The sequence below is a fragment of the Paenibacillus kribbensis genome, assembly GCF_002240415.1.
In the GTDB taxonomy this organism is placed as follows: domain Bacteria; phylum Bacillota; class Bacilli; order Paenibacillales; family Paenibacillaceae; genus Paenibacillus; species Paenibacillus kribbensis.
Map to the genome: position 1 here is coordinate 4,404,627 of NZ_CP020028.1, position 19,783 is coordinate 4,424,409.

The 19,783-nt window shown below is 44.4% G+C and carries 19 protein-coding genes and 1 other annotated feature; of the genes, 11 read left to right on the forward strand and 8 right to left on the reverse strand.

Annotated features, from left to right (window positions below):
• Positions 1–158: 158 nt before the first annotated feature.
• Positions 159–1,385 carry an acyltransferase gene (locus B4V02_RS19660; protein WP_094156055.1) on the forward strand — a complete coding sequence of 409 codons (1,227 nt, stop codon included), beginning with the start codon at positions 159–161 and terminating at the stop codon, positions 1,383–1,385.
• Between the two features lie 78 nt (positions 1,386–1,463).
• Here B4V02_RS19660 and B4V02_RS19665 read toward each other — a convergent pair whose 3' ends face one another.
• The 5 genes from B4V02_RS19665 to B4V02_RS19685 all read right to left on the reverse strand — a co-directional run bounded on the left by B4V02_RS19665 (position 1,464) and on the right by B4V02_RS19685 (position 6,143).
• Complete coding sequence (locus B4V02_RS19665) at positions 1,464–1,928, reverse strand: copper amine oxidase N-terminal domain-containing protein (protein WP_094156056.1); 465 nt, start codon at positions 1,926–1,928, stop codon at positions 1,464–1,466.
• A gap of 31 nt (positions 1,929–1,959) precedes the next feature.
• Positions 1,960–3,147 carry a hypothetical protein gene (locus B4V02_RS19670; RefSeq protein ID WP_094156057.1) on the reverse strand — a complete coding sequence of 396 codons (1,188 nt, stop codon included), beginning with the start codon at positions 3,145–3,147 and terminating at the stop codon, positions 1,960–1,962.
• Positions 3,148–3,368: 221 nt separating this feature from the next.
• On the reverse strand, positions 3,369–3,977 hold the full coding sequence (locus B4V02_RS19675; RefSeq protein ID WP_094156058.1) for a hypothetical protein: 609 nt from the start codon (positions 3,975–3,977) through the stop codon (positions 3,369–3,371).
• A gap of 356 nt (positions 3,978–4,333) precedes the next feature.
• The gene (locus B4V02_RS19680; protein ID WP_094156059.1) at positions 4,334–4,519 is read right to left on the reverse strand and encodes an aspartyl-phosphate phosphatase Spo0E family protein; all 186 of its coding nucleotides are present in this window, start codon (positions 4,517–4,519) and stop codon (positions 4,334–4,336) included.
• A gap of 226 nt (positions 4,520–4,745) precedes the next feature.
• On the reverse strand, positions 4,746–6,143 hold the full coding sequence (locus B4V02_RS19685; protein WP_094156060.1) for a helix-turn-helix domain-containing protein: 1,398 nt from the start codon (positions 6,141–6,143) through the stop codon (positions 4,746–4,748).
• A gap of 228 nt (positions 6,144–6,371) precedes the next feature.
• On the opposite strand from B4V02_RS19685, the gene B4V02_RS19695 reads away from it, so the two are divergent.
• On the forward strand, positions 6,372–6,821 hold the full coding sequence (locus tag B4V02_RS19695; RefSeq protein WP_094156062.1) for an AbrB/MazE/SpoVT family DNA-binding domain-containing protein: 450 nt from the start codon (positions 6,372–6,374) through the stop codon (positions 6,819–6,821).
• A 93-nt stretch (positions 6,822–6,914) separates the two neighbouring features.
• Here B4V02_RS19695 and B4V02_RS27115 read toward each other — a convergent pair whose 3' ends face one another.
• The gene (locus tag B4V02_RS27115) at positions 6,915–7,013 is read right to left on the reverse strand and encodes a stalk domain-containing protein (RefSeq protein WP_232289054.1); all 99 of its coding nucleotides are present in this window, start codon (positions 7,011–7,013) and stop codon (positions 6,915–6,917) included.
• Between the two features lie 182 nt (positions 7,014–7,195).
• On the opposite strand from B4V02_RS27115, the gene B4V02_RS19705 reads away from it, so the two are divergent.
• Positions 7,196–7,651, forward strand: a complete 456-nt coding sequence (locus B4V02_RS19705; RefSeq protein WP_094156064.1) for a MarR family winged helix-turn-helix transcriptional regulator — start codon at positions 7,196–7,198, stop codon at positions 7,649–7,651.
• A gap of 164 nt (positions 7,652–7,815) precedes the next feature.
• Positions 7,816–8,694: a (Fe-S)-binding protein gene (locus tag B4V02_RS19710; RefSeq protein ID WP_094156065.1), complete on the forward strand. Its 879-nt coding sequence runs from the start codon at positions 7,816–7,818 to the stop codon at positions 8,692–8,694.
• 206 nt (positions 8,695–8,900) lie between these two features.
• Here B4V02_RS19710 and B4V02_RS19715 read toward each other — a convergent pair whose 3' ends face one another.
• Positions 8,901–9,413, reverse strand: a complete 513-nt coding sequence (locus tag B4V02_RS19715) for a hypothetical protein (protein ID WP_094156066.1) — start codon at positions 9,411–9,413, stop codon at positions 8,901–8,903.
• A 335-nt stretch (positions 9,414–9,748) separates the two neighbouring features.
• On the opposite strand from B4V02_RS19715, the gene B4V02_RS19720 reads away from it, so the two are divergent.
• The 4 genes from B4V02_RS19720 (at position 9,749) to B4V02_RS19735 (ending at position 13,428) form a co-directional block, all read left to right on the forward strand.
• The gene (locus B4V02_RS19720; RefSeq protein WP_094156067.1) at positions 9,749–10,834 is read left to right on the forward strand and encodes a glycoside hydrolase family 11 protein; all 1,086 of its coding nucleotides are present in this window, start codon (positions 9,749–9,751) and stop codon (positions 10,832–10,834) included.
• Positions 10,835–10,920: 86 nt separating this feature from the next.
• The gene (locus B4V02_RS19725) at positions 10,921–11,991 is read left to right on the forward strand and encodes a polysaccharide deacetylase family protein (protein WP_094156068.1); all 1,071 of its coding nucleotides are present in this window, start codon (positions 10,921–10,923) and stop codon (positions 11,989–11,991) included.
• Between the two features lie 189 nt (positions 11,992–12,180).
• Complete coding sequence (locus tag B4V02_RS19730) at positions 12,181–13,116, forward strand: hypothetical protein (protein WP_094156069.1); 936 nt, start codon at positions 12,181–12,183, stop codon at positions 13,114–13,116.
• 75 nt (positions 13,117–13,191) lie between these two features.
• On the forward strand, positions 13,192–13,428 hold the full coding sequence (locus B4V02_RS19735) for an NHLP leader peptide family RiPP precursor (protein WP_007429107.1): 237 nt from the start codon (positions 13,192–13,194) through the stop codon (positions 13,426–13,428).
• Between the two features lie 112 nt (positions 13,429–13,540).
• Here the strand turns inward: B4V02_RS19735 and B4V02_RS19740 are convergent, their stop codons facing one another.
• The gene (locus B4V02_RS19740; RefSeq protein ID WP_094156070.1) at positions 13,541–15,430 is read right to left on the reverse strand and encodes a sensor histidine kinase; all 1,890 of its coding nucleotides are present in this window, start codon (positions 15,428–15,430) and stop codon (positions 13,541–13,543) included.
• Positions 15,431–15,786: 356 nt separating this feature from the next.
• Between B4V02_RS19740 and B4V02_RS19745 the strand changes: the two genes are divergently transcribed.
• From B4V02_RS19745 to B4V02_RS19755, 3 genes are all read left to right on the forward strand, one after another.
• Positions 15,787–16,023, forward strand: coding sequence for a hypothetical protein (locus B4V02_RS19745; protein WP_094156071.1), 237 nt, complete (start codon positions 15,787–15,789; stop codon positions 16,021–16,023).
• A 180-nt stretch (positions 16,024–16,203) separates the two neighbouring features.
• Positions 16,204–16,477: a binding site (T-box leader), on the forward strand.
• 53 nt (positions 16,478–16,530) lie between these two features.
• Entirely contained in the window at positions 16,531–17,613 is a 1,083-nt protein-coding gene (locus B4V02_RS19750) for a bifunctional 3-deoxy-7-phosphoheptulonate synthase/chorismate mutase (RefSeq protein WP_094156072.1), read from the forward strand.
• A 233-nt stretch (positions 17,614–17,846) separates the two neighbouring features.
• A complete protein-coding gene (locus tag B4V02_RS19755) occupies positions 17,847–19,469 on the forward strand; it encodes a DUF1593 domain-containing protein (protein WP_094156073.1) in 1,623 nt (540 codons plus the stop codon).
• The last annotated feature ends 314 nt before the right edge of the window (positions 19,470–19,783 follow it).

The window sequence follows — 19,783 nt, forward strand, 5'->3', positions numbered from 1 at the left end:
TTTTACTTAGATTGTAAACGCAATCATATCAAATTGGAACTACTTACACTCTTCCAACTTTCAGGTAACGTTAATCCTGCACTAATGTTCCTGCGTTACAATACCTACAATTGTGTTATAGAACCCTATGCGTATCTTATGGAAAAGGAGTGATATGGATGAGCAAGCCGCGTATCGCGGAGTGGACAGAACTGCGGGGTCTTGCCTACCTCGCTGTCGTGCTTCAGCATTGCATTGGCGAATATATTTATCGCAGCGACATCCAGCAGCCGGATTCCGTTATGCTTGCAATGCTGTACCATTTGACACGCTTTGGCACACCGACGTTCGTTTTCCTGTCTGCGGCGCTGCTTTTTTATAATGGAAACAAACCGATTGGCTATCCCCGTTACATTGGCAGACGGTTTCGAGATATTTATGTACCATTTCTCTGCTGGACGGTCGTTTATTGGATATGTACTCAGAACTGGTCGACTGCGCAGTGGGGAAATATTTATTTTTATAAGGGCATGCTTGAGGAAATGATTATACCTGTCAGCGGATATCATCTATGGTTTGTGGTGATGATCTTTCAGTTTTATATTTTATTTCCCTTATTTGCAAAAGCGGCCGGGCGGGTTCAAGCGTTTCTACGTCGTTATAGCACGAAAAGACGCAAGCAGCTTGTTTTAGCTGTCATGCTGATCGCTGCTGCGGCTTATGCGCTGCTGCTACAATGGTCCTACTATGACATGTCTGCGTGGAGCACCCGGTTGCCGTCCTTTTGGCAGACCTTGTTAGATTACCGCACTTATAACTTTGTTATGTATTTTTTCTATTTTATGCTGGGCGCAGTGTGTGCTTATATGACGGACACCTGGCGGGGATTGGCCCAACAGACGCTGCCCTGGAATGTATTTGTCTTTATTGGTCTGTTCATGCTCATGGGTCACACCATGCTGATCCAGTCAGGCGATACCATCAATCTCAATATTTCCACCTATCTTAAGCCGAGCACCTTTGTGCTGATTGTCTCGCAGCTGCTTTTGTCGTACGGACTGCTGCTCCATTTGCAAAAAGACAAGCGTTCGGAGCCGTTTCGCCGTATGCTAAACTGGATCGGACGTTATTCCTTCGGGGGATATCTGGCACACGCACTCGTGCTGTCCTTCATATCCTATTTCACACGCCCGCTTTCGTTGGGTGATCATCATTTTACAGCTACGCTCATTACGTTTATAGTCGTGGCAAGTGTTTCGCTGGGCATTAGCTGGCTGTTTGCCCATCTGCCGGGAGGCAACTGGATTGTAGGGTCCAAAGGTCGCCAGCGGTTGAACTGGCGTCCGTTTCGTTTTCAGTTCCCTTCATCCAAACGTGCTTCCAAAAGCACGCAGGAGCTTGGTTAATCGAAAAAAGGAGGCTTACATTACTGAAAAAGGACACTCCCGATTCATTTCGGGAATGTCCTGCTCTATCCTAAATTATTAATTAGCCTTGGTGATATTTACGTACAGAGTCTCATCTTTCTTACTACTGTCTACAGTAGCGCCCATAACTTCGGAAACAAATCGGAGTGGCACCATGACACGGTTAGGAGATACCGGCATTACAGGAGCACTAGGCAATATTTTCTGCTGATCGTTCACATAAGCAACTTTGCTCCCAATTGTTAAGCGCACTGTCTTCCCATCTTTTGAACGGATTGTAACCTCTTTCTTTTCTCCGTTCCAGTTTACAGCTTCGCCTAAATTCTCTGATACAAATCTAATGGGAACATAAGTTGTATTGGTCGCTCGTTCAATATAAGGATTGGCATCGGATGTAACCTCAACATTGTTGACTTTAATCACAAGATTGTACAAATATTTTGGAAGAGCTGCATTTGCTTGATCCACTGTCACAAAGAAAATTAAGGAAAAAAGTAATGTGTTAACTGCCTTTTTTAACATACAATATCAATCCTTTCTAGTTGAATTACATTCATTGTTTGTAAAAAGTATACTTCTCTACATGATTTGAATCCTTGACATAATCAATTCGTCCACCATGATTCCAAACATCATCACTTAAATTGGTGACATTTTCGGGGTACTTGGTACCGGCACTATTATTAATCAGGAATCTCATATTGTTCCAAATTGCTGGCGAATTAAAACCATATGAAAAAGATGTATTAGGGGAACCAGCATTATTCATGGCTATAGCAGTAACTCTTTTAACGGATCTACCAGTCGTACCCAAACCATTAAATTTGACTACATAGATATTAGAATAGTTAATTTGCTCTCTAATAGTTAATGTAGGTTCATCCGATTTGCCTGCATAATAAAATACTTTATAGCCATTTATAGTCGCACCACCATCAAATTTCTTCGACCGATAAGTATAGGTAGTGTCTGTTGACCGAGGTTGTGAATAACCGTTGTCATCTCCCTCATTCACATTATGAAGTACCTTAGCATGAAAAACAGGATACCATCCTGCCGGAGTTTGCTGTGAAACAACGCCTTCGAAACCGACCTCTGCGACCCCATCAACACCAGTGTACAGGTATGCCGCCTCACCCTTTCCATATGCATTGGCTATTGGATATGAAGGCAAAACTACAGAATCAGCCATGACCCCATTATAAACAATTGATGAATTGCTGGCCGGGGTTTGCAAGCGGTGGAAGGCTCCCGTTTCTTTCCCCGCTGAACTTCCCCTATTGGGAAGTGAAGATTGCAAAGTTATTCTGCGTCCGTTATTTTTGTTTTCTAAAGAATCATCACTATTGACGTAGGTTGCATCAGTAACTTTCTTTTCAAATTGGTCTTTAATATCTCCTTGTTTGGAAGAAGTAGCTTCAACCAGATCGCCAGCTTGATCAATATTCAATATAACCACTTCGGCATCCTGCAACTTTTCGATTTTTTGAATTGTATCCTGTTTAAGTACTCCTTTTTCCAAAAGGCTATCAACAGAATGGTCAAAATCTTTGTTGCTTAATGTTGATATCCCTTTTGCAGCCGCAGGAGCCGCCAGTTGGATTTCTTGCTCAATAGCGTCTTTAATGTACTGATTAAATTCATTCGACGAAGGTTCTTGCCCTTGAGCATTTACAGCTAAACTTGGAATGGAAACGGCCATAAGTAGAATAGAAAGAGTAATCTTTGTTTTCTTCAACATAATGATAAACTCACTCTCCACATTTTAATGTAAAGCTATAATCGAAAGTTGGCCAGCGTTTCTTTGATTATGGAAATTCATTCATAAAAATAACTCCATATGTATTATAGTGGGCGAATTTTACAAGATCAATATTTTTATTTTTCTCTTTTAATTGAAATAAATAAAATAAATGGAGTAAAAAAGTTTCTCAGTTCTTAACGTTGCACTTAAATTCCGTACTATATCTCTATGGTATGTATAAAATTTATTCGTTCGTATTCTCTAAGATGTACCGTAGAGATAGCGATTGTAATTTTAACGATTACATTTTTATAACTGAGCATAGCTTCGTCAAAGGATTTCAACACGTCCTCTGTTTTATTTGCTTCAGTTTCTTGTGTCGGCCAAAATATTAAGTCATTACTTAAGGTGTCTTTCAGATAAATAAGGTCAATAAGTAACAAGGTACCATTCTTTTTCTTATAGATGATCCTCTCTTGCGTTTCCTCGTCTGTTGGCTTACCCTCACGGGTTAACAGCGATCTGGCACCAAATGACCAATCCTTTTCAATCGCAACAATATTGGTCTCTTGGGTACTTTCAGGAAAATTAAATGGTGCCAATTGAAGTTCTTGGGACATAGCCGTGAATAAATCACGATACTGTGTATAGCTAAGGGATGTATCTCTCTTGCCATCGTTTTCTTGTACATTTGGAGCAGGAAGATTGGGTTTGCTGCTATCCGGCTGCTCTGTGGCATCATTACAGCCCGTGATAATCAGCATACACAAGAGAGCAATCCTGAGAAAAAACCGCTTTTTATTCATATTCAGCCGATAAGATAGCATGATTTCTCCTTTTTTATCCTAGTAGACTCCGAACCTTTTAATTCATATGTCGATGGTACATTAATGATGCATCATAGAAAATATTCATGAGTCACCTGCGTAAAGGACTCTTTAATAATGTGTATACTATCCTCAAATCGTAGGGCTCTCTTACTGAGCTCTGTTTTTTATTGCCTGGGTATGCTGCACCATCTCCTCCAGCTTATTAACATTTTATGACATGGACATGTATTTTATTTTCAAATAAGTCATTATATAGAATAATCATAAACGTTATGTGGGAGGAGTCATAGTTTTGCATAAAAGGAATGGGGGGATAGAATGAACATAGCATCGTCGTTGTCAATAATTTGGCTCTAAACATAGTGAGGCTGCTTCTTGGTCTGAAACATACGATTGTACTGATTAATCAGTTCATCCAAAAGCATAGATTGCTCAAGTACACAAGCATGTCCGAAGCCATACTCTTCGTAAAGATCATGCAAGTGTTGTCTGGCTTGCTCCATCTGTTGAATTAACGTTAACGTTTCATCCCTGTTCATCCTGCATACCTCCTAATGAATCTCATTTTAAGGAGCGATGCCCAACTGCTTTAAAACCTTTTTTGAATCAAAAAATTACAAAATAATACAAAAAAAGACCAGCAAAAAGCTGGCCAATAGTAATGAATTAGTGCTTGGTCAAGATCCACCAACGTGTCCTTGAATTTGGATCGTGCCAGAACTTGGATTTTCGGCTTGCACTGGTACTGTGAATACCAGCAATAAGCTAGTTATTGCCAAGCAGAAAGCCATCTTTTTTATCATTTTTTTCCCACACCTCCTCATAAATAGATTGGAACTGAGCTTGTGTTTCAGGAGCCGCATGTGTTTTGAAATGAGAAAACAATCCAAAACAATTAGCAATAAGTAGTACATGATTAATTGTAACAGCTTTTTCAAAAGCGTTTATTAAACAATTGAAACCATATGGATATCTACCTTTATTTAGGCTGTATTTAGCCATTTTATACCAAAACCGTACGTATTCTTCCGGTAAAACTTGTTGTGTATACATGTCAGAAGATGACGGCTCCTGATAAGCTGTAATCTGGTATTCAAAACGCTGGAGGATAGGGTCTACATCCACATTGTATCGATTAGCCACTTCAAGGACGTTCAATAGCTCGGCAAAAATCTCTTTTTCGGCAGCCATATGCTCTACGTAATCCGGCAAAACACTAATATCACCGGACATAAGCCTGTTGACGTAAGTATTAATTTTCGCCCATTGTTGATATTTCCGCTTCCAATAAAGCGTATCAGCGTCCTTCTCCTTTACCCAACTTAGATCGGCATAACCACGAATATGTTCTAATGCCTGTTCATGATCTCCTTTTGCATCACAAGCATTAGCACACAACAATTCGGCGTAAACTATGTATACAAACAGTGGTCTGCTTAGCTTTTTTTGCAACTCTGTCCCTTTTCGCTTGGGGTTGTGAACCAAATTATATTGGAGTTTTCCTAATTGACCCATTTGAGATGCAAACTCATAAACCTTGTCCCACAGGCTTAATGATCTATACACGTTTGCTAAATCTTTCAAACCATCTAGTTGCTCTATCTCGTCTAAGCGATCAACAAAAGGGGCAAATTCAATGGCTGCTTGAAGATTGACGGCCCGATCCTGTCCGACATTGATTTGGAACAAGCGATACTGGCAGGTCGCCAATCGCTCTGAATGCTGCTGCTTCTCACTTTCAGCCACCTTTTTGTAAAGGTATGCCGCTGCTTCATTGTAACCGTCTTTGTACACATTTTCGGCAACATCAAAGAGCGATGGTAGATAATTGGGGTTATCCAACAATAGAATTACAACCCGCTGCAAGCAATCCAGTCGCCCTAGCTCAATGCATCGGTACAGGAATGGGCTGATCTTTTTCCAGTTGAGCGGAGATTCTTCAATGCACTCTTCAATGTAACGTTCGTAAAAATAATCCGGTGGTAAATTCATTCCCGCAGTAATACTGTCCAGTTGGTGAACAGAGATCGATCGGTTGCCTGTCACAATGCCACTAACTGTACCTACATTCAAATCAATCGTGTGACCAAACTCGGTCATGGTTAAGCCTTTTCGTTTTAGATAGGTGTGAATTTCTGCCTGTATCGTAGGTGTGATTTGCATGGATAAACCACCCTTTCAGCATTTTCATAGGTTTCCAATTTTAATAAAAAAATATAGTTTGGAAACTAATAGTATAATTATTGTTTTTACATTCATGATAATACCATCTTTTGGAACAACAATAAATACTTTCACTTTATTGTTTATCATCTTTTTAATAGGAGATCATTGGATGACGGACGTTTACCCGCTCCTATCATTCTAATTTGCCAAGAAGGAGAAGATCACTTGAAAAATACAGGTATGACACGTCCCTTGGATACATTAGGCCGGATTGTTATTCCTAAGGAAATGCGAAACTCTATGGAGATTAAGACTGGCGATCCTATAGAATTTTATGTAGATATTGAAACAGGATTTTTGAGTATGCGGAAGTATATTGGAGTCTCTTGCAATTTGTGCAGTTCAACCCAAGATTTAACCTATTTCAAGGATTCATTTCTATGTAAAACATGCATACTCAACCTGAAAGGAAACATAGGTGTAAGTCCAATACCTGTCCCTGTTGTTAAGGAACCTGCGTATAAAGAAAAACGAGCAAATCGGTCGTCTTCACAATATTGGGTTGAGAAGCTAAAAAGACTTATGCACGAGCATCCAACAGCCAAGCAAGGTGAATATGCTGAATGGCTTGGCGTATCCCATGGCCGTATTTCCCAGCTTAAAAAGCTGTTATAGGTATCGCTCAGCTCGCATTCAAGCGAAACTAAATAACCAGTCGCTGTTTGATTTCAAGCGACTGGTTATTTTAACTTTTCATTAGCAGGAAGACTACAGCATTTTTACTTGGCCAGCACTTCGTATAATGACAGTGTTCCTCTCCGGTTTCCAATCTACTTCTGCTTTAAAAGCTTCGCTGATAAAACGCAAGGGTACAACAACCCAGCATGATGTACTTAACTTAATTGTTGCTCAGGGCCCACCGTTGCAAGATACGAAATAAGCGCCCAACTAGACTGACAGTGCTGACTACTGTGACAAATCTCCCTGACAAAACCTGTTATTTCTGAGATCGTGTAGATACACGAAACAGTATAAAGAATGGAGAACCTATGGCAACGACAGGGAAGAATAAGAAATCTTCGCAGGAGCGATCACCTTCAGTCTGTACCTGCATCAATCTGCGCCGTTCCTCGATGGCTGTTACGGGACTGTATGACCGGTATCTGGCCCCGAGCGGACTCAATATTAGCCAATTCTCGCTACTCAAGCACTTAACTGCGCTGGGACCGGCAAGTGTAAGCGAATTGGCGCTGGAGATGCGGCTCGACCGGACTACGATTGTGCGCAATTTGAAGGCACTGGAGCATAGCGGATATGTGGAGGATACATCTGCTGAGGGCAGTCGCAACCGCTGCCTTGCTCTGACAGAGAGTGGAAGAACGGTATACAACGACGCAGCAGAGCTTTGGGAGGAGGCGCAGCGTTTTTTGCAGGAGTCATTGGGAAACGGGGAGTTGCAGATACTGACCTTACTCTTATCCAAAATTGAAAATTTGGGTTTGTGATTCGCCGCCTTCTCATACATGAGGTGTTTGCTCAATTCGTGTATATACACGAAAAATGAAATGTTTTTCTGTAGTAAGAGATCAGCGATATACGTTAGCCCGCATAAGGCTTCTGAAAGGAAGCTTTGCTGTGAGCAATAACCACGGAGAGGGATGTGGATAGGATGCTTGAATCCGTACCGGATATGAGAGAAAACATCATAGCCGAGATGAAAACCTATGTGAGCGAAGACAAAGGTAATGTTTGCGAAGAATTACAGAGCCCTTATTACGAGGAGCCGATTATTCAATTTGCCGCGGCCAATGATCCTTTATTTGAGGAGTACAAAAGAGTGGTAGGGCCCGACCACGCCACGCCGCAGGAAGCATTTGAACGTTCCTTTGGAATGAGGAGTTTTGATGGAGGCACCGTTATCAGCGTTGTGCTGCCGATCAGTGAGACGATCCGCAAGGCTAATCGTGCGCAAAAATATAGAGCCTCAAGGGAATGGGTGCTGCTGCGAACCTTTGGGGATGAATATTTTGTACAGTCTGCGAGGCGGCATTTGACGGGATACTTAGCAGGCCTCGGTTACCGTGCGGTTGCGCCGTTGGATACAGATTGGTACAGCATCCATGGTGCCGCAGGGGGGCCGATCTCCAACTGGTCGGAGCGCCACATTGCATATGCTGCGGGTCTTGGCACCTTCAGTATCAACGACGGCTTCATCACCGAAAAAGGAATTGCCATCCGCCTGCTGTCCGTGGTGACCGATCTCAAGGTGACGCCTGATGCCAGAACATCTTCAGCCACAGGCCATACCGGAAACTGCCTGCTGTGCAGCAAGGGCATCTGCGGTGTGTGCATTACCCGCTGCCCTGTGCAAGCCATCAGCAAGGACGGCGGACATGACAAAATCGCCTGCATGAAATTTGTGTATGGCCAGGCATCACGGGACTTTGCGGTTCTAAACGGCGGCGAGGCCAAATCGGGTGCTGGCTGCGGACTGTGCCAGACCAAGGTACCCTGCGAGAGCAGGAATCCGATGCGGACCGCCCGGTGAATATGGAAACCTTGTCCCCATTCACAAGGGCGTTTCCGGATTACTCCAGAAACGCCCATCTTTTGCTTGCCTTTTTTCCTTACATGCTTGACCATAACTCAAACCTAGCAAGTTCAAGCAAATATCATTAGCTTACGTAGCCATTTCCCAGCTCGATCTGCACTAATACCTTCTGGTGTCGCATGCCAGACATCCCTTTTTTTAGTCTAGTTTTCGTGAACCGAGGTTGAAGGTGTCCCTGACTCCTGCTTCAATTGAGCTTCATGTGGAGCCCCGGGCTTACGGTCAAATGTAATCGGACCTTTACGGTTAACGAGCCGTTTCAGATCGACGGTCATTTCATTTTTCAGCTTATCAATGAGCTGTTCCTCTTTGATTCCTTTGCTTTTCGCAATATCGGCCAACGATTTTCCTTGTCCCAGCTCATTCTCCAACTGGGCAGGAGTGATGCCCAAAAGCTTGGCTACTTTTTCGTTCAGATGATGATTCCAGCCGCCAGGCCGTTTGCCATGCTCGTGCTTGTGAGCATGCCCTTGTCGATGGCAATCCTGTGGCTCCGTATTCCCTTGACCAGCCTTACCTTGAATCAGGTTGTTGGGAGTAGGAGCTTGCAGTTGGAGACTCGTTTCTATACCGGAAGCTCCGGCCGTCCCCGCACTACCGCACATCATCACTCCTCCATATAGAGTAGCAGCGATCAATTTCCATTGTTTTTTCATGTTGCAGACCCTTCTTTCATTCTTTTTCATCTAATATTTTCTCTTTCCGCTTTTTTTATTCGTTTTCATGCCTGTTACATCCATCTTCAATCTACTCTGGCTTTCTTTTTACCTTGGGCTCCTTATCATGGAGAGTAAGCAGGAATTAAATAACTAAACTTTTTACAGTATATCTTAATTTTTTGCAGGTTAAATATTAGGAAATCTATGGTAAAATATTTTTCGTAATCGATTACAATTCAATTTTTGGAAGGAACTTACGTATGAGCTTACTACGGGCTGAACAGCATCATAGTCAGACTAAATGCAAATGAACCAAAAAGGAGGAATATCAAATGAAACAAAAAAGAATGAGGTTATTTTTGGCGATTTTAATTTGTTTTTCACTTACTTTACCAGCAGTAACCGCACAGGCGGCAACAACGATCACCTCAAATCAAAGTGGAACCCAAGACGGCTACTACTATGAGTTGTGGAAGGATTCCGGGACTACAAGTATGACTCTCAATAGTGGTGGCACGTTCAGTGCCCAGTGGAGTAACATCGGAAATGCGTTATTCCGTAAAGGCAAGAAATTCAACGAGACCCAGACACATCAGCAAATTGGAAACATATCCGTAAACTACAGTGCCAACTACCAGCCAAACGGCAATTCGTATTTATGTGTCTATGGGTGGACGGTTGACCCGCTCGTAGAATATTACATCGTCGATAGCTGGGGCAGCTGGCGTCCGCCTGGAGCAACGTCAAAGGGCACGATTACCGTTGACGGGGGGACATATGACATATATGAGACTATTCGAGTCAACCAACCTTCGATTAAAGGCAATGCAACTTTTAAGCAGTATTGGAGTGTCCGAACGTCGAAGCGCACGAGCGGAACCATATCTGTTAGCGAACACTTCAAGAAGTGGGAGAGCTTAGGAATGACAATGGGCAAGATGTATGAAACTTCGCTTACGGTAGAGGGATATCAAAGCAGTGGGAGTGCTACTGTGACTAGTAATACAATTACGATCGGCGGCAACTCCGGCGGCGGAACTACTCCTCCTCCAAGCACAGCTACGAAAGTGGAAGCCGAGAGTATGACTAAAGGCGGTCAGTACACCGGAAATATCAGTTCGCCGTTCAACGGAGTCGCTTTATACGCCAACAATGATTTGGTGAAATATACACAGTATTTCGAGAGCGGCACCCATAGTTTTTCACTCCGTGGTGCTTCGAACAACTCCAACATGGCCAGAGTCGACTTAAAAATCGGTGGACAGACGAAGGGTACCTTCTACTTCGGCGGGAGCAATCCTGCGGTCTATACCCTAAACAATGTCAGCCATGGAACCGGAAATCAAGAGATTGAGCTCGTTGTAACAGCCGATAACGGGACATGGGATGCTTACATTGATTATCTGGAGATCAACTGAAATCCCGAATCTAGTAGAGAGTTGAAGCGGTTCGGAGTGACTTGAACAACCATACTAGCCATTCAAAAATGCTAGGAGGTAGAACCATGTTTATGGCTAAAGCAGGAAAATGGGTGGCGATCGGGTCGCTCGTCGTGTCTTTGTTCACGGGCTCACTGGTGATTTCCGATGACGAGGCGCTTGCGGCCGAATGTTCGAACGGCTATGTAGCATTAACCTTCGACGATGGTCCGAATTCCCACAACACCACAACGCTGCTTAACACACTGAAGCAAAACGGCTTGCGCGCGACGCTCTTCAACGTTGGACAGAACGCACAGAATTACCCGTCACTCGTACGCGACCAGCAGGCAGCAGGCATGTGGATCGGCAACCATTCATGGTCACATCCGCATATGACGCAACTGAGTAACTCACAGATGTCATCGGAAATTACACGCACGCAACAAACGGTGCAGTCCATTACCGGCACGGCACCGAAGTTGTTCCGTCCGCCGTACGGCGAGACCAACGCGACCTTGAGGTCCATCGAGACTCAAAACGGTCTTACCGAAGTGCTGTGGAACGTTGACTCCCAGGACTGGAACGGCGCCACCACCGCCCAGATCGTAGCCGCCGCGGGCAGGCTGCAAAACGGCGACGTGATCCTGATGCATGACCAGTATCAGACTACGCTCCAAGCGATCCCGCAGGTCGCGCAGAACCTCAAGAGCCGTGGTCTTTGCTCTGGCATGATCTCGCCAAGCACCGGCCGGGCGGTCGCGCCTGACGGCGGAAGCGGTGGTACACCAAGCACAGGTACAAAAATGGAAGCCGAGAGTATGACCAAAGGCGGCCAGTACACCGGAAATATCAGCTCGCCGTTCAACGGAGTCGCTTTATACGCCAACAATGATTCGGTGAAATATACGCAGTATTTCGAGAGCGGTACCCATAATTTTTCACTTCGTGGTGCTTCAAATAACTCCAATATGGCCAGAGTTGACTTAAAAATCGGTGGACAGACGAAGGGTACCTTCTACTTCGGTGGAAGCAATCCTGCGGTCTATACTCTAAACAATGTCAGCCATGGAACCGGAAATCAAGAGATTGAGCTCGTTGTAACAGCCGATAACGGGACATGGGATGCGTACATTGATTATCTGGAGATCAACTAAAATCCCGGAGCAGTAAAAATCCCGGCGGGATCTTCCCCGCCGGGATTTTTGTCGGTACCCCCTGCATGAGTGATAGCTAACGGCAATGTAAAAATAACAAAATCTTGCAAAATCGCAATCTGTTATACAATGGCGGGTAACAACTAGAAATCGCTATAAATATATTCATAAGAGATGCAGGTGATAGCGATGGAATGGTATTTTGCATACAAACAGGAATTAGAGGACGTGTTTCGTCAAGCGGAGGAGCGAACAGCTGCGTTCCCTGCTCCGTTTCAGCATCAGGGCCTGGACTATCTGGCCCGTTTTAACCCATTGCGGGAAGACAGCACACGGAACTACATATGCTACTTGCTTCCCTTTTGGCTGCAAGAAATCACCGGGCTGGCTCCCGAAATATGCCGAAAGCTCTCGCTTGGCAACGTGTTTGTTATGACTCACTATTTCATTCAGGATGATGTGATGGACACCGCAGCAGACAACCGTAAAACACAACTCGCCTTAAGCCAGCTATTTTATACCGAATGTCTAAGCATTTATCGGGACCTTTTTCCCGCGTCCTCCCCTTTTTGGTTACATGCCAGAACGTATGTCAATGAATGGGCCGTTAGTGTGACATCCGAGGGGACAGAGGACTATTTCCAAGGAAACCGACATCAGGTGGCGCTGAAAGCAAGTCCGTTAAAAATGGCCGGGACGGGCGCTTTGCTGCTTGCAGACCGTGCCGACCTAATCGAGACCATTACAGGTATGACGGATACGGCACTGCTTCTACTCCAAATGTCAGATGATTGGGCGGATTGGGCGGAAGACTGGGAGGAACATAGCTACAATTGCCTATTGTCCCATATCAGTGCCGAACAAAAGATGGCTTATCGTGAAGGCTTGAATCCAGAGATGATTCAGGAAGCGATTTATGTACGTGGCATGCTTGCCAGTTATGCAGATATTGCTGATCAGGCAGTCCAGCAGTTGGAATCTATGGAGCCTTCCATCCCCGGACTTCATGCGTTTGCACGTTCCATCGCTGAGGACCTGGGCGAAGAAGCCGCAGAAATTGAAAGCGGACGCTCTCATTTGAGAAGAGGCGGGCTCGATTTTTGGATCTCCAAAAATATGAAATAATGCTAGATTTTGATGAGTCTTTCGTGGTATACTGACTAGGTAAATATAACCAATTGAATGAGAGGGTGATTTTTGATGGCTACTGAAGTTCTTCAAACACAAGTCATTCAAAAAGCTTGGGAGGATGCCAGTTTCAGAGAAAAACTAATGACAGATCCCAAATCTGCAATACGTGATGTGTTAGGAGTCGTGATCCCCGATCATATCCAAATCAAAACGTTAGAAGAAACACCTGATCAGTTTTATCTGGTCATCCCTCCAGACCCTTCTGGCGTGCTCGCCGCATCCCAGAAACCTCGCTCGATGTGGTAAATGACTGTTTCAGTACATTTGTACTCTAGTTCTTAATAACAAGAGGCCTAATCACAAGCGGGTGGGTTCAGCAAGCTTCCTTCCGTTTTCTCCGAATGCAAAAAGCCGGATATTATCCGGCTACGGGGAAGCGGATGGTCGCTTCTGTTCCCACCCCTTTTGCACTTGTGAAAGATATTTTGCCATTCATCGTTTCAATAATCCGAAAGGTCACCATCATCCCCAGGCCCGTGCCTTTAGTCTTATTCGAAAAATAAGGCTCACCCAGTCTCGATAAGGTCTGAGCATCCATTCCTTCACCATTATCCCGAATATGAATGACAGCTTCTCCGTTGTCCACATAAGCCCATATCTGAATATGACCCTGATCCCGCAGCGCTTCAATGCTGTTTTTGATAATATTGATGAACGCCTGCTTGAACTTGGAGGAATTCCCGCGTACTTTGATTTCCTGGGGAATATCCAGCGAAATTTTACCGCCTTGCAAATTAGCCATCGGACTAATGATTCCTTCAATATGCTTGAATTCGTCCAATATAGTCAGCGTTTTGGTTTGTTCAAATTCCGGCTTGGCAAAGGTAAGAAAATCGGTAATAATCGCGGAAGCCCGATCCAGCTCCTCCAGCGCAATATACAGATAATCTTTGTTTTTGCCATCCTCCTGCTTGCTCATCAACTGGAGAAATCCGCGAGTAACTTGAAGTGGATTGCGTACTTCATGCGCTACAGATGCAGCCAGATCGCTGATGATCTCCATTTTTTCCGAACGTTGAAGCTCATTATTAAACATCTCCAGCTCTCTGGAATAGCGAACCACCTGCTTATGCTTTTCAGCCAGCCTTCTGCCCAAAATCGCAATCAACGCCAGCACAAAGCCGAACACGCCCCATTTCCACAGGAACAAATTATAGTGTCCTTCCCGGATGAAGAACCAGGTCAGCTCACTAATGGAGATCACTGCGAAAAAAGCAAAGCCTGTCGATAAAATAATCGCTTCGTGATCTCCCTTAAGTGCCCTGCGAACCGAAGCAAACACCAGCAGTACTAGCAAAGCCACGAGCAATACATACAGGACTGTTACACTGAAGAAATAATACACATCGTTTAACCGCTCTTGTGCACCCAAATTCACAATCATCATGGTGAAGCAGAACAGGGAGTAGGCAGTTAACACCTTTCGAAACTGGCGAATCAGTAGAATCGAACTAATATTTTGTTCAAAAAAGTACGCTAGTGAAGGCAACAAGATGAACATTCCCACATCAAAGAGCTGTAAATACAGCTTGCCAAAGCTGCGATAGAACGTATACAGAAAAGGCGAATACGTCACAATCATCAGACCAATGGACAGTACAATTGCGCTGAGAGACAGCCACATGGCCATACTTGGACGGAACAGAAAGAACGAGCAGATCAGCAGTACCAGGGCAATGAAAATGAACGTACTGCCTAGTACGATATCCAAAACATCCATCCTGACCAAATTCCCCAGCAAGTCGCGATAATCACCAGTGATCACATTTCCAATAATACCCAGTCTATTCCGGCTGCTTTCTGTCCATATGTATAATGTTTTACCGCTATCTTCCGGTTTCAGCGGAATTAGAATACGATTGTTCTCATAATTGTAACCACGGTAGGATTCGTAAAAATTGATGCCATCCTTATACAGCGTAATATGCCGGCCATAAATATTTTCAAAAAGCACCGCCGGCGTTTCATCATATAGCGATGGCAGACGAATACGAATCCAGGCGGAGCCGATATTGCCGGGCTGCGTGGGCAACTGTGAATCGTCCTGAATATGCATCCAGGTCTTGCCAGGGTCCCTTACTTCATCTAGAGATCCATCCTCCCCTTCCACTCCCCATCTCATATCCCACGAGGGGATCTTATATTCTCTTTCCGGGGTCGTCTTCGCCGCATAGGCGGGGTGGCCCAGCGACAACAGCATCACTATGACCGCCAGCAAGGCGGCGACAGCTTTGGGCACATGCCTCATATTAAGCACCTCAAAGTTACAAAGTAGGATTTACAAATTTGTATGCATTTTTACATTTTTAAACGTTCTGAAATAATATTATTCTATAAGATGATGTGCATACCTTCTTCAAGAGAAGGGTATCATGTTCTTTTTACTCAATCTTTCTAAAATCTTCATATTGGTTAATAATCATTAATATTCCTCCCCATCCTCTTTATCATATCACAGCGGTTACGAAAAAAACGGTTAAAGGGAATAGGCATATCCCTATTCGCATGATTTTAACCTCTGATAGACACACTAAATCAAGGTTTAGCCATTCTACTGTTTGGGTAAGGTCGAAATAAGCAATCGAAGTAAAGGAGCTGAGCAACATGGCCAAACGTGACGATCGCACAACCGAGCTGCATGACTATGATTATGAGCCTTCCCTGCAAAATGCGGAAACCAACTGGGAAAATCTGATCGAAGAACCGGATACCCCATTGGAAGACGTTCCTAATGCCGATGAACTGGAACCGGACAGCCCTGTCGACCCTTCCGCTCCCGCCGAATTCCTGCATGGGACGGATTTACTGAACGGCACCGACCGGGATGAGGATGAAGGGTGATGAGGTGCAGGATTTTGCCGAAAACACCCCACGAGGAGTCGCATCGGCAAAGCCCGTCCCCATAGATGAAGGCAGATAAAAGGACCGATTCAAAACGGTGCAAAAACTGAACTGGATAATCAGGGCTTGCCTTCTGCACCTACTTTGTTTAAAATAAGGTAAATCTTTTGAATACCATGATCAAAGACATGGACGGAGACAAGTAAACGTCTAACCGGATTCCCACAGAAAGGTACGCATTGCTGAGAGCGTATCGCAATCCCGCGTTGAAATTCACTCCCGAGTCGAGCCTTGAACCGACAGAAGGATTCATTCCTTTGTCCGCATTAGAGGTTTCCGGAAGCCCCCGTTACGGGCATTAAGCTCAGAAGTTACTGCCGTCAACTGAATTGACGTTGACGACTCGTATGTATACTTCTGTAATTAGGGTGGTACCACGGCATTCGTCCCTTGCGACGAGTGCCTTTTTGTGTTAAAAACAAATTTTATTCGGGAAGGGTGTACTGTATGTCGAACAATGAAAATTCTTTGGAGCTGCTGCGGGAACAGCTCGATGCTACAAACCTGCAATTGCTGGAGCTGCTGTCCCAACGCGCTGAATTGGCGGGAAAGCTTGGAAAATTAAAGGAAGCACAAGGGGTACCTGACTTTGATCCGGTGCGTGAGCAACAAATGCTCGACAAGCTGATTGCGGCTAACCGTGGACCTTTTGACGATGCAACAATTCGCCAGCTGTTCAAAAATATTTTCAAGGCTTCGCTGAACTATCAAAAAGAAGAGCACAAAAAGCATCTGATCGTCAGCCGCAAAAATCAGCCAGACAGCACGGTCATTAAGGTCAAAGACACATTGGTGGGCGGCAAGGCCTCCATCATGGTTGCAGGTCCATGCTCGGTGGAAAGCTACCAGCAAACTCGCGAAGTGGGAGCGGCCCTCAAAGAGGCAGGTGTACCGATTCTTCGCGGTGGTGCGTTCAAACCGCGCACATCCCCGTACGATTTCCAAGGGCTGGGCGTTGAAGGTCTGCAAATTCTCAAACGCGTAGGCGACGAGTTCGGGCTGGCGACGATCAGTGAAATCGTCGATCCAAGACATTTGGAGGAAGCCATCCAATACATCGACATCATTCAAATCGGTGCGCGCAACATGCATAACTTTGAGTTGCTTAAGGCTGCGGGTGAAACGAGAACTCCGGTTCTGCTCAAGCGCGGACTGGCTGCAACCATGGAAGAATTCCTTCATGCTGCGGAATACATCGTTTCTCGTGGCAACACACAAGTCATGCTGATTGAGCGCGGTATTCGCACGTATGAAAAATGGACCCGCAACACGCTGGACATTTCCGCTGTACCGATTTTGAAAAAGGAAAGCCATCTGCCAGTACTGGTTGACGTGACTCACTCCACAGGACGCAAGGACATCTTGGCCCCTTGCGCCAAAGCCGCATTGGCTGCCGGAGCTGACGGTATCATGGTAGAGGTTCATCCGAACCCGGCAGTCGCTCTGTCCGATGCTCAGCAACAGCTGAACATTCCTGAGTTCAATAAGTTCATGTCAGAAGTCAAAGAATCCGGTTTATTCAAAGCATAAACCCAATTTTATGCAAAGCTTCGTAAATCGCTTTCATTTTCTCGGATTATGTTGTAGAATCTAAACAGGATTGTGACTGATCATGCAGGCAAAACCTAGATATATGTATGCGCCATTTCTATGGAGCATATATGTATTTAGGTTTTTTTTATATCCTAAATCATGAATAAAAAGGATGCTGGCATGGTTATAATCCTAAAACATCCTGGAAATGTTCAGAGAGGGGAACAGAAATGAGAAAAAGAAAAGGGTTAAGCGCTTTTTTGTTAGCTATGATATGTATTTTGATCATCAGTGGTTGTAGTGGGAAGGCTCCCGCTGTTACCAAGAATGAAAGCGCTGTTCCAGCAGAAAAACAAACGGAAGCTAAAGTAGAAAATAAAGCAGCCAAGGCCAGAACGGTTATCACTACCGATGGAGAAGTCGATGATATGAACTCCGTGATTCGCTTCCTTCTCTATTCCAATGAAATGGACTTGTCCGGGATCGTACTGACCAGCTCTGTATATCATTATGCAGGGGATGAAAAGGCCGGCATCAAGCCATTTAGATGGACCGGAACACAATGGGTAACGAATATGATCGATGCCTACGGAGAAATTTATCCTAACTTAATCAAACATGCTGATGGCTATCCAAAGCCTGAATACCTTAAGAGTGTCACCAAAATAGGCAACATCTCATACAAAGGTGAAATGGACAAGGAAACGGAAGGCTCCAACTTCCTTAAAACCCTTTTCCTGGACGATGACAAAAGAGATTTGTACGTGCAAACTTGGGGTGGAACCAATACTACAGCCAGAGCGCTAAAATCCATTGAAGACCAATATAAAAATACAGATCAATGGGAAACGATTCGAAAAAAAGTAAGCGATAAGCTCGTGCTGTATATCATTTTGGACCAGGACGATAGCTACAATAAGTACATTGCAAAAAATTGGCCTGACATCAGAATCATCAACGACCAATCGAACTTCTGGCATTTTGCCTACGCCTGGAAAATGCATACGGAAAAAGTAAACAGCAAGCTGCATGGAGAATGGAATTTCAAAAATATCAAAGATGGTCACGGAAAGCTGCTGAGTATGTACGCTTTGATGGGTGATGGAAATATCATCAAAGGCGAATTGCCTGAAGAGCAAAGAGGCACTGAAGCCTACTTGAAGAAAAATCCTCAATATAACAAATATGACTTTATTTCGGAAGGGGATTCTCCGTCCTTCTTCTATCTGATTGATAACGGCTTGCGGAGTATGGAAAACCCGACCTATGGAGGCTGGGGAGGCCGCTTTGGTGTCGTTAACGACAAATTATTTAGAAATACCGTGTTGGATTATGATGTATATACGAAAAGATTCGAAGCGGAATACTCTCTGATGCGTTGGTTTGATGATATTCAAAATGACTTTGCTGCTCGTGCAGATTGGGCGATTGCATCCGACTACAAAGGCGCCAACCACAATCCAACGTTGACTGTTAAAGAAGGATTGAATCTCACTGCGAGTCCAGGGGAAAAAATTACGTTGCATTCGGAAGGCTCCGATCCAGATGGGGATCAATTAACCTATAAATGGTGGAGATACTTTGAAGCAGATACGTATGAGGATTCTAAAGTAAAACCAGCACAGGTTAAACCTGAAATGCTGGGTAATTTGCAGCTCGGACTTCATCGTGAAGTAGCTAAAGGTGAAAAGCTGAACACCATCGACCTGCAAGGCAGTGACACGAACACCATGAGCTTCACCGTTCCTGCAGATGCCAAATCAGGAAATACGATTCATATCATTGCTGAAGTACAGGATAACGGAAAGCATACATTGAAACATTATCAACGTGTCATTGTAACCGTAAAATAACCGGCGGAACAGGCCAGTACAAAGGCTCATGGGAGTACAACACTCCATGAGCCTTTTATTTATTGCATATCGTACCATCCCGGGGGCATCCACCCTCTACATGGGGTCTGTCCAGATTTATCAAAAAAGAATATATCTAAGTGAAGCCAAAGGATTTGGCTACGATTTCATTTAGCAGTGTGTTGGGGATCACTCTTTATTTCTCTATGGAGAATATAGGGGTTAGGCCATAATAGGGATATATTGCTTGACCTTGGTAGGGGAAAGTTCAGATGGCAAAAATCAACTGGTCGGGAATTCAATATTGATTGGAG

What these genes read in the sequence shown, in the direction of transcription:
- B4V02_RS19715 (WP_094156066.1), bottom strand. Translation starts at nt 9,413, where the DNA reads ATGAAAAAACAATGGAAATTGATCGCTGCTACTCTATATGGAGGAGTG.
- B4V02_RS19745 (WP_094156071.1), top strand. Translation starts at nt 15,787, where the DNA reads ATGGCCAAACGTGACGATCGCACAACCGAGCTGCATGACTATGATTAT.
- B4V02_RS19735 (WP_007429107.1), top strand. Translation starts at nt 13,192, where the DNA reads ATGGCTACTGAAGTTCTTCAAACACAAGTCATTCAAAAAGCTTGGGAG.
- B4V02_RS19680 (WP_094156059.1), bottom strand. Translation starts at nt 4,519, where the DNA reads ATGAACAGGGATGAAACGTTAACGTTAATTCAACAGATGGAGCAAGCC.
- B4V02_RS19705 (WP_094156064.1), top strand. Translation starts at nt 7,196, where the DNA reads ATGGCAACGACAGGGAAGAATAAGAAATCTTCGCAGGAGCGATCACCT.
- B4V02_RS19730 (WP_094156069.1), top strand. Translation starts at nt 12,181, where the DNA reads ATGGAATGGTATTTTGCATACAAACAGGAATTAGAGGACGTGTTTCGT.
- B4V02_RS19710 (WP_094156065.1), top strand. Translation starts at nt 7,816, where the DNA reads ATGCTTGAATCCGTACCGGATATGAGAGAAAACATCATAGCCGAGATG.
- B4V02_RS19660 (WP_094156055.1), top strand. Translation starts at nt 159, where the DNA reads ATGAGCAAGCCGCGTATCGCGGAGTGGACAGAACTGCGGGGTCTTGCC.
- B4V02_RS19720 (WP_094156067.1), top strand. Translation starts at nt 9,749, where the DNA reads ATGAAACAAAAAAGAATGAGGTTATTTTTGGCGATTTTAATTTGTTTT.
- B4V02_RS19755 (WP_094156073.1), top strand. Translation starts at nt 17,847, where the DNA reads ATGAGAAAAAGAAAAGGGTTAAGCGCTTTTTTGTTAGCTATGATATGT.
- B4V02_RS19665 (WP_094156056.1), bottom strand. Translation starts at nt 1,928, where the DNA reads ATGTTAAAAAAGGCAGTTAACACATTACTTTTTTCCTTAATTTTCTTT.
- B4V02_RS19675 (WP_094156058.1), bottom strand. Translation starts at nt 3,977, where the DNA reads ATGCTATCTTATCGGCTGAATATGAATAAAAAGCGGTTTTTTCTCAGG.
- B4V02_RS19750 (WP_094156072.1), top strand. Translation starts at nt 16,531, where the DNA reads ATGTCGAACAATGAAAATTCTTTGGAGCTGCTGCGGGAACAGCTCGAT.
- B4V02_RS19740 (WP_094156070.1), bottom strand. Translation starts at nt 15,430, where the DNA reads ATGAGGCATGTGCCCAAAGCTGTCGCCGCCTTGCTGGCGGTCATAGTG.
- B4V02_RS19685 (WP_094156060.1), bottom strand. Translation starts at nt 6,143, where the DNA reads ATGCAAATCACACCTACGATACAGGCAGAAATTCACACCTATCTAAAA.
- B4V02_RS19670 (WP_094156057.1), bottom strand. Translation starts at nt 3,147, where the DNA reads ATGTTGAAGAAAACAAAGATTACTCTTTCTATTCTACTTATGGCCGTT.
- B4V02_RS19725 (WP_094156068.1), top strand. Translation starts at nt 10,921, where the DNA reads ATGTTTATGGCTAAAGCAGGAAAATGGGTGGCGATCGGGTCGCTCGTC.